11 protein-coding genes are annotated in these 12,101 nt (G+C 63.1%); 1 reads left to right on the top strand and 10 read right to left on the bottom strand.

Going from position 1 to position 12,101, the window contains the following annotated elements:
• Positions 1 to 78 precede the first annotated feature (78 nt).
• Together P0D84_RS22605 and P0D84_RS22600 are read right to left on the bottom strand one after the other, a co-directional pair.
• Positions 79 to 1,230: a peptidyl-alpha-hydroxyglycine alpha-amidating lyase family protein gene (locus tag P0D84_RS22605; RefSeq protein WP_408340546.1), complete on the bottom strand. Its 1,152-nt coding sequence runs from the start codon at positions 1,228 to 1,230 to the stop codon at positions 79 to 81.
• Positions 1,227 to 1,439 (bottom strand): hypothetical protein, encoded by a 213-nt coding sequence (locus tag P0D84_RS22600; RefSeq protein ID WP_408346356.1) that lies wholly within the window; start codon positions 1,437 to 1,439, stop codon positions 1,227 to 1,229. Before P0D84_RS22600 ends, P0D84_RS22605 begins: the two co-directional genes overlap by 4 nt.
• Here P0D84_RS22600 and P0D84_RS22595 point away from each other — a divergent pair.
• Positions 1,342 to 1,854, top strand: a complete 513-nt coding sequence (locus tag P0D84_RS22595; protein ID WP_408340544.1) for a DUF3455 domain-containing protein — start codon at positions 1,342 to 1,344, stop codon at positions 1,852 to 1,854. The two genes, P0D84_RS22600 and P0D84_RS22595, sit on opposite strands and share 98 nt — an antisense overlap.
• Positions 1,855 to 1,878: 24 nt before the next feature.
• Here P0D84_RS22595 and P0D84_RS22590 read toward each other — a convergent pair whose 3' ends face one another.
• From P0D84_RS22590 to P0D84_RS22555, 8 genes are all read right to left on the bottom strand, one after another.
• On the bottom strand, positions 1,879 to 2,565 hold the full coding sequence (locus P0D84_RS22590) for a hypothetical protein (protein WP_408340542.1): 687 nt from the start codon (positions 2,563 to 2,565) through the stop codon (positions 1,879 to 1,881).
• Positions 2,566 to 3,030: 465 nt separating this feature from the next.
• A complete protein-coding gene (locus tag P0D84_RS22585) occupies positions 3,031 to 3,999 on the bottom strand; it encodes a D-2-hydroxyacid dehydrogenase (protein ID WP_408340540.1) in 969 nt (322 codons plus the stop codon).
• A 28-nt stretch (positions 4,000 to 4,027) separates the two neighbouring features.
• A complete protein-coding gene (tkt, locus tag P0D84_RS22580) occupies positions 4,028 to 6,118 on the bottom strand; it encodes a transketolase (protein WP_408340538.1) in 2,091 nt (696 codons plus the stop codon).
• Between the two features lie 118 nt (positions 6,119 to 6,236).
• Positions 6,237 to 8,096, bottom strand: coding sequence for a TRAP transporter large permease (locus tag P0D84_RS22575; protein WP_408340536.1), 1,860 nt, complete (start codon positions 8,094 to 8,096; stop codon positions 6,237 to 6,239).
• A 4-nt stretch (positions 8,097 to 8,100) separates the two neighbouring features.
• Entirely contained in the window at positions 8,101 to 9,144 is a 1,044-nt protein-coding gene (locus P0D84_RS22570) for a TRAP transporter substrate-binding protein (protein WP_408340534.1), read from the bottom strand.
• 180 nt (positions 9,145 to 9,324) lie between these two features.
• On the bottom strand, positions 9,325 to 10,089 hold the full coding sequence (locus P0D84_RS22565) for an SDR family NAD(P)-dependent oxidoreductase (RefSeq protein WP_408340532.1): 765 nt from the start codon (positions 10,087 to 10,089) through the stop codon (positions 9,325 to 9,327).
• 129 nt (positions 10,090 to 10,218) lie between these two features.
• A complete protein-coding gene (locus P0D84_RS22560) occupies positions 10,219 to 11,217 on the bottom strand; it encodes a transketolase family protein (RefSeq protein ID WP_408340530.1) in 999 nt (332 codons plus the stop codon).
• A complete protein-coding gene (locus P0D84_RS22555) occupies positions 11,214 to 12,059 on the bottom strand; it encodes a transketolase (RefSeq protein WP_408340528.1) in 846 nt (281 codons plus the stop codon). The genes P0D84_RS22560 and P0D84_RS22555 overlap by 4 nt, the downstream gene beginning before the upstream one ends.
• Positions 12,060 to 12,101: the final 42 nt, after the last annotated feature.

Genomic DNA, 12,101 nt, shown 5'->3' with positions numbered 1-12,101 from the left:
GAAACCGGATGGGGCGATAACATTTACGTTATCGGCGCGCGCCTGTGCGGACGGACGCAGGGCGCGGCGTTAGCCAGGCTACGAGGGACGCAGCATGAGCTTCTGTACTCGCCAGTTCAAAAGCTCAGCGACATACAGCACATTCTCGGACGGACAGGCCATTTGATGAATCCAGCCAAACTGCTTCAGTTGCTTGCCGGATTGACCCAGCACGCCGAGCAGTTTTCCTTCGAGTGTCAGTTTGTAGATGCGGCCCGGAAACGCGTCGGAACTGTAAAGCACCTGATTCGGGCCCGGCGAAATGCAGATCGCCCAAGGTGAGCCTGGCGCAAGGGTGCCCGCGGCAATCGTGGCTTCGTCCGGCACATTGCCGATTGCGGGTTGAGCGCCGGGCGGCACCGGTACATCGATGGTGAACTGCCGCTGGAAATTGCCTTCGCCGTCGAACACCTGAATGCGGCGGTTGCTGCGATCGGCCACATAGACGAGGCCTTTCGCATCGACGGCGATGCTGTGGGGTGTATGGAACTGGCCCGGACCGGTGCCGCGCTCGCCCCACGATTTGAGCCAGTTGCCGTCCTTGTCGACTTTCGCCACGCGAGAATTGATGTATCCGTCGCTGATATAGGTGTTGCCGGCGCTGTCCCACGCAACGTCGGTGACTTGCCTGAAGCGTCCCGGCTCCGATGGCAAAGGCGGATTCGGATGCTTGAGCGGCCCCGTTTCCTCGTCCGACGCATCCTGCTTACGGCCAAAGACCATGGCGACGCGTCCCTCCGGGGTGAACTTGATCACCATGTCGGAACCTTTGTCGGTCACCCAGATATTGTCGTGCCGGTCGACCTTGACCGAGTGTGCGAACGACCAGGCATACAGGTTGTGGCCAATTTCGCGGACGAAACGACCGTCTGGCGCGAACTCGAGAAGTTGGGCCGCGGCCGCGCCGTAGGCAGGGCCAATCGAGTTGCCGCGCGAGAGCACAAAGATATGCCCCTTCGAGTTGAAACTCACGCCCGAACACTCGCCGAAATAGACGTCACGTGGAAGATGCAGAAAATCGGGAACCGACTCGTAAGCGATGCTCGGGACCGATTCCGCGTAGGCAAGCCCGGGGAACAAGGCCAGCGCCGCGGCACTTTCGGCCGCCAGGGTCAGGAAGCGGCGACGGCTGAAGGCAGCGCTTTGGGAGTCACTGCAGCACACACAGGAGTATGACTGTTGATCGCTCATTGGCTTTGCGTCCCCTCGGTTTGGTTGCATTCAATACCGAGGACAGTCATTGCGTTATAGTGGTTTTCCCCTGCAACCGCCATGCGCGGTGCTTCACTCAAGGTGATATCCATGCTCAGGAATATTTCGCAAGCAAGCTTCGCAATCATCGCCGCATCAATGCTAGCCGCGTGTGCAACGCCGCCTGCAAGTCCATCGAATGTATCCATCGACCCACCGCAAGCCGAGCGCGTGATGACACTCGCTGCGTCCGGCGTGCAGAATTATTCGTGTGAATTCGACGCGCAGCAGCGTCTGGGATGGGTGTTCAAGAGTCCGCAAGCGACACTCTACGACGCGAGCGGCCACGCTGCGGTCCGGCATGGCGCGGGACCGTCATGGGAAGCGGAAGATGGAAGCCGGATTGTCGGCCGCGTGCTCGCACAGCAGCCGAGCGAAACACGAGCGAGCATCCCCCAGCTGTTACTCGAAACGCACAGCACGTCCGGCAGCGGCACACTTTCAGCGGTGCGGTATGTGCAGCGCCTCCATACCGTCGGCGGGTTAGCGCCGACGGCACCGTGCTCGACCGAACATCAAGCCGGCAGTTCGCCTTACCTCGCGGACTACGTGTTCTACCGGTAGTAGCCCACGCCTTGCGTCGCGCACCTACTTCATGCTGGCTTGATTCGGCGGCGGCAGTCCCGGATCGAGTTTCGCGGACTCTCTGACCAGCTGTTCAGTCATGGCGGCCGCAACGGGATTCGAGCCGCGATGGTATGCGTCGTCAAGGCTCGGCTGGGCCGCTTGAGTCGGGTGGAGCGGTTGAACGGCCTGGGTCGGCGGTGGCAGTGCCGGATCGAGTTTGGCGGACTCCTTGACCAGCGCATCCGTGATCGCAGCCCCGACCGGATTCGAGCCGTGACGATGCAGACTGTCACGTCCGATTTCAGTTTGCGGCACCACGCCGGTCTTCGGCCCGGCGTAAGCATGCACCGCGACGGATTCACGTGCACGCGTGTTCAGTCGAGGCACCTGAACGGCGTCTTTGGCCGGCGAGTCCGATGCCGTCACGACTGCCCCGCTCGTAGACTGTTTAACGCCGGTCGCAGCGGCTATATCGCCGGTCGCGGCGGTTGCTGTATCGCTGGAGAGAGGCGCTGCGCTGACCACACTGCCCGCCGTCACATGGGTGTCGCCTGATTGCGGGGACGTCGCAGCCAATTCCACGGCATTGCTTGTCGTGACGTCGGGATCGACCGTCTCGCGATGGCTTTTGTGTGACAGTAAAAACACGCCGAACACTACCTCGACAACAAGCACGCCGACTATCAATGAAGTACGTATATTCCTCATATTAACCAACGATTCGTTCAATCAATACGATTGGATTAGTGATGGCCGTCCGCTCGAAAGGCACGTGAAACGGCAGGTTCGCAGTGTCAGCCTGCGATGGATTGATGTGGGGAATGAACCGGGCGACCCGCACACGTTGACGGTCCCGCGGCAATGGTCCGGCGAATCACTCCACCGAACGGCACGGGACACCCTCGTATGCTAATGCGAAACGGAAATCTGTGCTGTAAGGTCGCCTGGTCCGAGCAATCCAGTTCGTAAAGCCGCGCGCATTCTCTGCGCCCGCGGCCACCGGAGACGACAGCTAGATGTGATGAAACATTCGCTTGGGGAAAGGCAGTTTTCTCGTCCGGAGTGGTCAGCTTTTTGTCGGCAACGAACTAGTTCTCTTCGCGATCGTCGGGGTCGTCGCGGCTGCAATTCATCCGACGATCCGAGCGCGGCGGGGCGCCGCGCCCCCGTCAATCAATACGCTCCTTGCACGAGATGGGTTGGCGCACCGTCGACGAAATTTTCGATGTTGTCCATTAACTGATCGGCGAGACTTTGTTGCGCCTCGTCCGAGGCCCAGGCAACATGCGGCGTCAAAATCACATTCGGGCGGCCGGCAGCGCGCAATAGCGGACTCTCGGGCGGCGGCGGTTCGCCGCCTGCCGTCACATCGAAACCGGCTCCGCTGATCAACCCTTCGTCGAGTGCCTCCACCAGAGCGGCTTCGTCGACCAGACCGCCGCGCGCCGTGTTGATGATCAATGGCTTCTTCTTCATCGCACGGAACTCGGGCATGGCCAGCATGTTGCGCGTGTGCGGCGTGAGCGGACTGTGCACGGTGATGATGTCGCTGGTCGCGAGCACTTCGTCCCACGGCGTGTAAAGCGGGCCAAGGCCGTCACGTCCTTTATGAGCGGCGAACACCGGCTGCATGCCGAATGCTTTGCCGATTTCCGCGACTCGCTGCCCGAGCACCCCTTCGCCGATGATGCCCAGCCGCGCGCCGGCCAGATCGTGAATCGGATGGGTGAAGAAACAGAATTGCCCGGACTTCTGCCACTCGCCGGCGAGCACGTCGTCGCGATACGCAATGAGATTGCGCCGCAGCGCGAGGATCAGCGCGAAGGTGTGTTCCGGCACGGTGTTGATCGCGTAGCCGCGAATATTGCTCACGGCGATGCCGAGCTGCTGGCAAGCTGCCTTGTCGACGCAATCAGTGCCGGTGGCAGCCACCGCGACGAGTTTCAGATCGGGCAATTGCTCCAGCACTTCTTTCGTCAGCGGCACCTTGTTGGTGATCGCGATCGATGCGCCGGCCAGCCGCGTCAACACCTGCTCAGGCATCGTGCGATCGTGCTCGATCAGTTGATGATCGAAACGCGGCTCGCGCAATACGATTTGCGGCGCAAGGGTGGCGCGGTCGAGAAAAACGATTTTTTGCATGCTTATCTCCGAAGAATCCTCGATGATTTTATAGATGCCGCTTCGCTTCCGCCACGACGTGCCGCGCCGTGATACCGAAGTGCTCATATAACGTCTCCGCAGAGGCGGAAGCTCCGAAGCCTGTCATGCCGACAAAACCGCCTCGCTCGCCGAGATAGCGGTCCCAGCCGAAACGCAGCGCCGCCTCGACACCGACACGCACGGTATTGATACCCAGGACTGCGGCGCGATAACCGGCGTCCTGTTCGTCGAAGATTTCCCAGCATGGCATCGACACCACCGCGGTCGCGATGCCCTCGTCCTGGAGCTGGCTGCGCGCCTGCAAGGCCAGCGCGACTTCCGAGCCGGTCGCGAGCAGGGTCACGGCGCGCGGGCCGCCTTGTGCCTCGGCCAGCACGTAAGCGCCACGCTGCGACAACGGTTCGGCACTATGTTCGCGGCGCACCAGCGGCAACGCCTGGCGCGCGAACACCAGCGTGCTCGGGCCGCGTCGATGTTCGAGCGCGAGTGCCCAGCACTCGGCCGCTTCTACCGCATCGGCGGGCCGCAGCACGCGCATGTTCGGCATCGCGCGTAACGAGGCGAGGATCTCGACGGGTTGATGCGTCGGCCCATTCTTGCCGACGCCGATCGAGTCGTGGCTGAACACGAAGTGCACCGGCAAGCCCATCAACGCGGCCATGCGCATCGCCGGACGCTGGTAGTCGGAGAACGCCAGATAGGTGACGCTGGTCGCGACGATGCCGCCGTGCGCCGCCATGCCGTTGGCCATCGCGCCCATCAAATGTTCGCGCACGCCGCAGTGGACGTAGGCGCCGCTGCGGTCGTCGGCGGTGAAGGCGTGCAACTGGCGTTTGTGGCCTGTGGGCGCTTCGAGATCGGCGCAACCGATCATGCGCTCGGGCAGCAGTGGCGCGAACAGATCGCTGATCTCGCCCGACACGGTGATACCCGGTTGCGGCTCGTCGCGTTCGACAGCGCGCTTCCGGTAAGCGTCGAGCACGTCGCGCCAGCCTTGCGGCAAGCCGCCTGCGATGACCCGTTCGAACTCGGCGCACTGCGCGTCCGGCAACGCAGCCAAACGAGCGTGCCACGCGATGTATTCGTCGCTGCTGCGCCGGCCTGCGTCGAGCCATGCGTTCTGCACTTCGCCGGGCAGGTCGAACGGCGCATGGGGCCAGCCGAGTTGCTCGCGCGCCGCGTCGGCGTCCGCCTGGAAGAGCTTGCCGCTGTGGCCGCCACGCTGGCCTTGCAAACGCGCAATGCCACGACCGATGATCGTCTTGCACGCCAGCAGCGACGGTCGCGGGTCTTTCCGCGCGAGGGTCAACGCCGCACTGACCGCATCGAGATCGTGACCGTCGACTTCGATCACATGCCAGCCGGCCACGCGAAATCGCGCGCCGACGTCTTCGCTGATCGATAGCGCGGTGCTGCCGTCGTCGGTGATCTGGTTGTCGTCCCAGCAGAGAATCAGTTTGCCGAGCCGCAAGTGCCCTGCCAGCGAAATCATTTCCTGACCGATGCCTTCTTGCAAACAACCGTCGCCGACAAACGCATACGTGTAGTGATCGACGAGTTCGCTGCCGAATTTCGCCGCCAGATACGCTTCGGCGATGGCCATGCCGAACGCATTGGCAATGCCCTGCCCGAGCGGACCGGTGGTTGCTTCGATACCATGCGCCGGTTCGTATTCGGGATGTCCCGCGCAATGCGAGCCGAGTTCGCGAAAGGTCTTCAGTTGGTCGAGGCCGATCGCCGCGTAACCGGTCAGGTACAGCAGCGAATACAGCAGCAGCGAACCGTGGCCGTTGGACAGCACGAAGCGGTCACGATCCGGCCAGCTCGGATCGGCGGGATTGAATTTCAGGTGACGGGTGAACAACGCGGTGGCGATTTCGGCCATGCCGAGCGGCACGCCTTGATGGCCCTCGCCGGCCTGCAAGATCGCATCGATGGAGAGGAAGCGGATCGCGTCGGCGAGCGGTAACTGCGGCGGACGCGTTGCTTGCTCTGCCTGGGTTGCTTGTGTTGCCGCAACGAACAGCGCTGGCGTACTCGCTGCAAGCGAATCAGGCGAATCATCCGATGCAGCCGGTTGAGCTTCAGTGGTGGACATGGCAAAAGGCTCCTCTACGCCGCCTCGGCACGCGAGGCGGCGGCAATCAAAACGAATCGAATGGAGTGAACGAATGTCGTAACAGAGGCTGCGCGGCGCAGCCTCATCCGTCAGCGCATCAATGCAGGAAGCCGATGGAAATCCACGGCACCGCGGCCACGACGATCAGCCCGACCATCAAGGCGGCCATGTAGCCGAGAATCGGTTTCATCCCTTCGTCAGGATGAATGCGGCTCACCGCGCAAGCCGAGTAGTAGCCCACACCGAACGGCGGCGCGAACAGGCCGATGCCCATCGAGAGGATGACCACCATCGCGTAGTGCACATCGTGAATGTGCATCGCCCGTGCGATCGGGAACATCAGCGGGCCGAACAGCACGATCGCCGGAATGCCTTCGAGCACGCTGCCGAGAATCACGAACATGCAGATGGAGGCGGCCATGAACATCGCCGCGCCGCCAGGCAAACCGCCGAGCGTCTCAGCAAGCTGTCCGGAGAAGCCGGATTGCGTCAACGCCCATGCCATGCTCGTCGCCGCGCCGATGATCAGCAGAATCGCGCCCGACAGCGTCGCGGTATCGATCAGCATCGGCTTGAGCCGCGTCCACTCGAACCGGCGATAGATCAGGAGGCCTGCCAGCACGGCGTAGGCAATGCCGATGGTGGAGACTTCCGTCGCCGTTGCAATACCTTCGACCACCGCCGCGCGAATCACGAACGGCAACGCGAGCGCCGGTATCGCGATCACCAGCTTGCGCAGAATCTCGCTACGGGTCGCGCGTTTGACGGCCGACAGGTCTTCGCGCCGATAGCGCCACTGCACCACCGCGCACAACGTGATGGCCAGCACGATGCCCGGCAACATGCCGCCCGTGAAGAGCGCCGAGATCGACACGCCGGTCACCGAACCGAGCGTGATCAGCACGAGGCTCGGCGGAATCGTCTCGGTCTGCGCGCCGGTTGCGGCGAGCAGCGCGACCAGATCGCCCGGCTTCGCACCGCGCGCTTTCATCTCCGGAAACAGCACCGGCGCAACCGCGGCCATGTCCGCGGCTTTCGAGCCCGAGATGCCCGACACGAGATACATCGCGCCGACCAGCACATACGACAGCCCACCGCGTACGTGACCCAACAGGCTCGCGAGGAACGCGATCATCGCCGCCGCCATGCCGGTCATTTCGATCAACTGGCCGAGGAATACAAAGAGCGGCACCGAGAGCAGGATCAGATGCGACATACCCTCATCCATCCGGCCGACCACCACCGGCATCGGCGTATTGGTCGTCAATGCGAGGTAGCCGAAGGTGGCGAGTCCGAAGGAGAAGGCGATCGGCACACCGCTTAACACACCAAGCGCCACCAGGCCGACGAAGAAGATCAGCAGGTTGAGGTTGCCGAGATCGCGAAACAGCGGGCCGAGCGCAATGAAGATGCCGACCAGCCCGCCAACCGTCGCGACTCCGGCGAGCGTGAGACGCCAGTTGCCCATGCGGGCGAGCCGCACCACGGCGACCAGCAGCATCAATGCCGAGCCGACCGGCAACGCAGCGGCGCGCCACGAGTTCGACAATTCCAGCGCCGGCGTGGTGATGAACGATTCGTCCTGCGCGAAGCTGATCGCCGGGCCGATCACCATCGCGAGGAACGCGATCGGCGCGGCAATCGCGACCACCTCGAGAAAGGCGCGCACACCTGGCCGCGCCATGCCGACCAGCGCGGTCATCCGCATGTGCTCGCCGCGCCGCAACGCGATCACCGCGCCGAGCATGGCGAGCCACAGGAACAGCATCGACGCGAGTTCATCGGACCATACAAGCGGCGAATGCAGCAGATAGCGGCTCGTCACGCCGGTCAACAGCACGACGATTTCCGCGAGCACCAGCAAGGCGGCGGGAATCTCCACCAGATGGCCGAGGGCGGAGTCGAGCGCACAGGCGAACCGATGCTGCCGCTCGTGCGAATAAGAGATCGAGATCATCGCATTACCCCAGTTTTCCGGCGGTTTTCTCAAGCAAGCCCCACGCCTCGTCGCCATATTTGGCTTTCCAGTCGTGATAGAAGCTCGTCTTGGCCAGCGCACCACGGAAAGCCGTGCGGTCGACATCGACGAAGGTAATGCCCTTCGTCTTCAGGTCGTCGCGTAACGACAGGCTCAGCTTGGCGATGTCCGCGCGTTGCAGCATCGCGGCCTTTTCGAATTCGCGCGTGACGATCGCGCGGATGTCGGCCGGCAGGCGTTCCCATGCCGCACGGTTGCCGAGAATCCAGTAACCGTCCCACACATGCGACGTGAGGCTGATGTACTTCTGCACTTCGTAGAGCTTGGCAGTGGCGATGATCGGCAGCGGATTTTCCTGGCCTTCCACCACGCCGGTTTGCAGCGCCGAATACAGCTCGTTGAAGTTGATCGGCGCGGGGCCGGCATCGAGTGCCTTGAACAACGAGGTCAGCATCGGCGCTTGCGGCACGCGAATCTTGAAGCCCTTCAGGTCGGCCGGCGCACGCAATGCTTTGGTGGACGAACTGATCTGCCGGAAGCCGTTGTCCCACACCTTGCTCACCGAGACGATGCCCGACTTCGTGATCTGCGCGCGGACGTAGTTGCCGAGATCGCCGTCCATCGCTTTCCAGACCGCGTCGTAGTCCTTGAACGCAAAACCGGTGTTGACGATGCCCGCGGCGGGCGTCAGCGTCGCCAGAATCGACGACGCCTGGTTGAAGAACTCGACGCCGCCATTGCGCACCTGTGAGAGCAGATCGGTGTCGGAGCCGAGCTGATTCTGCGGGAACAGTTTGATATCGAGGCGGCCTTTGGTCGCTTCGCGAATCTGGTTGATCGCCTCCTGGGCGCGGATGTTGACCGGATGCGTCGGATCCTGGCCGGTCGCGAGTTTGTACGAAAACTCGGGAGCCGCCATCGCGCTGCGCGAGATGCTCCATAGCGGCGCGGCGGCGGACATGGCCGCACCGGCCTTCAGAAAGGTGCGGCGGCTGATGCCCTGCGGGGCGTTAGAACGGGTAGTCATGGTGTCTTCCTCCAACTCTGATGGCGTGTCGTTATAGTTTGCGAAGCCAAACCGCGGCGGCTGCACGTATCGCTCGCCGCGGTCATCTGTTCTCTACTACAAGGTCTCCCTCGCCGCCGCCGGCCTCCCGCCAGACGGCCCCCGTCCTCCCGGACCGGGTTGGCCTCGATCAGCCCTTCTTCAGCCGTGAATCAGCATGCCGCCGTTCACGTCGATCACCGCGCCGGTGATATACGACGACAAATCCGACGCGAGGAATAAAAAGGCGCCCGCCACATCGTCGGGTACGCCCAGGCGATTGAGCGGAATGCCCGCGAGAATTTCGCCGCGCTTGTCGTCGGTGATCTTGCCCGCGTTGATGTCGGTCTGGATCAGGCCTGGTGTCACGCAGTTCACGCGAATGCCGTCGTTGCCGAGTTCGCGCGCCATCGCCTTGGCAAGACCCAGCACGCCGGCCTTGGCCGCCGAGTAATGCGGGCCACCCAGAATGCCGCCGCCGCGCTGCGCCGAAACCGACGACATGCAGCCGATCGAGCCGCTCTTCTGTTTCTTCATTTGCGGCACGACCGCTTGCGACAGATACAGCACGCCGCGCAGGTTGACGTCGAGGATACGGTCCCAGCTTTCCGGATCGATCTCGAGCAGCTTCGCAGCCTGGGTAATACCGGCGTTGTTGATCAGAATGTCGATCGAACCGAGATCGGCGACGGTGCGTTCGACAGCGGCCTGGCAGGCGCCACGGTCGGTGACGTTGCACACGTAGCCGCGATGTTCGGGCCCAATCGAGGCGGCGGCTTCGACCGCGGCGTTTTCGTCGAGATCGAAGATGGCGATGCGTGCGCCGTGCGCGGCGAACATGCGGGCGGTCGCCATGCCGATGCCGCGCGGCGAGGCGCCGCCGGAAATGACGGCGACCTTGCCGTCGAGTAGACGTGACTCTGACATGATGCGGATCTCCTGAATATGAAGCTTATGGTTTGCTACGTGGTTTGCTATCGGTGACTACGTGTGTTTGCGGCGCTTTATGTGCGCCTTATGTGCGCTTCATGTGCGCCTATGAACGCGGATGGGTCTTTACCGCAGCCAGCCTTTGATCGTGGCGCACATCGCTTCGGTGGAAATGCCGTAGCGGTCGTGCAGCGTCGGGAGTGCGCCCGCATCAAGAAACGCGTCCGGCAGGCCGATCTGACGGAACGGCGGCGTGACGCCATTGGTCAGCAGCACGGCGGCAACTGCTTCGCCTAGTCCGCCGATCACCGTATGGTTCTCCGCCACCACGACGAGACGGCCGGAACGGCGCGCTTCGCGCAGCAGCGTGACGGTGTCGAGCGGCTTGATGGTCGGCACGTGCAGCACGCCCACGTCGACGCGATCGGCGGCCAGCGCCTTGGCCGTTTCCAGCGCGCGCATCGTCATGATCCCGGACGAGATGATCAGCACCTCGGCGCCGTCGCGCAGCAGCTTCGCTTTGCCGAGTTCGAACTGGTAGTCGTATTCGTCGAGCACGACCGGCACGTTGCCGCGCAACAGCCGCGCATATACCGGACCGTGATGGTCGGCAATGGCGGGGACCATCTGCTCGATTTCGATGGCATCGCACGGGTCGATCACCGTGAGGTTCGGCATTGCACGAAACAACGCGAGGTCTTCGGCCGCCTGGTGGCTCGGGCCGTAGCCGGTGGTGAGGCCGGGCAACGCGCAGACGATCTTGACGTCGAGGTTGTCCTCGGCAATCGCCTGATGGATGAAGTCATAAGCGCGGCGCGCGGCGAACACGGCGTAGGTGGTGACGAACGGCTGCGCGCCTTCGTGCGCCATGCCGGCGGCGGCGCCCATCAGCAATTGCTCGGCCATGCCCATCTGGTAATAGCGCTCGGGATATTCCTTCGCGAACAGATGCAGGTCGGTGTATTTGCCGAGGTCGGCGGTCATGCCGACCACTTCCGGCCGGTTGCGCGCCAGTTCGACCAGTGCGTGGCCGAACGGCGCGGAGCGCGTGAGCTGCCCCTCTCCGGCAATCGAGGCGATCATCGCCGAAGTCTTCAGACGCGGTTTCGGTGCGGCGGCGCTCATACGGTTCTCCCGGCTTCCAGCGCCTGCAGCGCGAGTTGCCACTCGTGCGCATCGACGCGAATAAAGTGGTTTTTCTCGCGTGCTTCGAGGAACGGCACGCCGCAACCCATCCGCGTATCGCAGACGATGATCCGCGGTTGCGCTTCAGGATGCGCGAGCGCTGCATCGAACGCGGCGACGACTGCCGCGAGATCATTGCCGTCCACCCGCTGCACAAACCAGCCGAACGCCAGCAGCTTGTCGACCAGCGGCTCGAACGCCATGACGCTCGACGACGGGCCATCGGCCTGCTGATTGTTGACATCGACCATCGCGATCAGGTTGTCGAGCCGCCAGTGGGCCGCGGACATCAGGCCTTCCCAGATCGCGCCTTCATCGAGTTCGCCGTCGGAGAACAGGGTGTAGACGCGGGCATTCGAGCCTTTGCGCTTCAGCCCCAGGCAACGGCCCACCGCGATCGTCAGCCCCTGCCCGAGCGAGCCGCCGGACATCTCCATGCCGGGCGTGTAGCTCGCCATGCCGGACATCGGCAGACGGCTGTCGTCGCTGCCGTAGGTTTCCAGTTCTTCGTCGGCAATGATGCGGGCCTCGATCAGTGCGGCATACAGCGCGATGGCGTAGTGGCCGTTCGAAAGCAGGAAACGATCGCGACCTTCCCATTCGGGGTCGTCGGCGCGATAACGCATGGCGCGGAAGTAGGCGACGGCCAGCACGTCGGCGATGTCGAGCGCCTGGCCGATATAACCTTGGCCCTGCACCTCACCCATGCGCAGCGCGTTACGGCGAATCTGATAGGCGTGCTCCGCGAGTGCGGCGTACGGTGCGGTTTCGCTGGTGTTCACTGTTTGTCTCCTTGGGGTTCTTTTGCAGGGGCCGCTGTGATG

Origin of the sequence: Paraburkholderia sp. RL17-337-BIB-A (assembly GCF_046025895.1) — a bacterium.
Taxonomy (GTDB): domain Bacteria; phylum Pseudomonadota; class Gammaproteobacteria; order Burkholderiales; family Burkholderiaceae; genus Paraburkholderia; species Paraburkholderia fungorum_C.
This window is presented reverse-complemented; position numbering and strand designations above follow the sequence as displayed.

Bases quoted from the DNA above. Each gene is read 5' to 3' on its own strand.
- P0D84_RS22605 (WP_408340546.1), bottom strand. From the start codon at position 1,230: ATGAGCGATCAACAGTCATACTCCTGTGTGTGCTGCAGTGACTCCCAA.
- P0D84_RS22595 (WP_408340544.1), top strand. From the start codon at position 1,342: ATGCTCAGGAATATTTCGCAAGCAAGCTTCGCAATCATCGCCGCATCA.
- P0D84_RS22600 (WP_408346356.1), bottom strand. From the start codon at position 1,439: ATGGATACATTCGATGGACTTGCAGGCGGCGTTGCACACGCGGCTAGC.
- P0D84_RS22590 (WP_408340542.1), bottom strand. From the start codon at position 2,565: ATGAGGAATATACGTACTTCATTGATAGTCGGCGTGCTTGTTGTCGAG.
- P0D84_RS22585 (WP_408340540.1), bottom strand. From the start codon at position 3,999: ATGCAAAAAATCGTTTTTCTCGACCGCGCCACCCTTGCGCCGCAAATC.
- tkt (WP_408340538.1), bottom strand. From the start codon at position 6,118: ATGTCCACCACTGAAGCTCAACCGGCTGCATCGGATGATTCGCCTGAT.
- P0D84_RS22575 (WP_408340536.1), bottom strand. From the start codon at position 8,096: ATGATCTCGATCTCTTATTCGCACGAGCGGCAGCATCGGTTCGCCTGT.
- P0D84_RS22570 (WP_408340534.1), bottom strand. From the start codon at position 9,144: ATGACTACCCGTTCTAACGCCCCGCAGGGCATCAGCCGCCGCACCTTT.
- P0D84_RS22565 (WP_408340532.1), bottom strand. From the start codon at position 10,089: ATGTCAGAGTCACGTCTACTCGACGGCAAGGTCGCCGTCATTTCCGGC.
- P0D84_RS22560 (WP_408340530.1), bottom strand. From the start codon at position 11,217: ATGAGCGCCGCCGCACCGAAACCGCGTCTGAAGACTTCGGCGATGATC.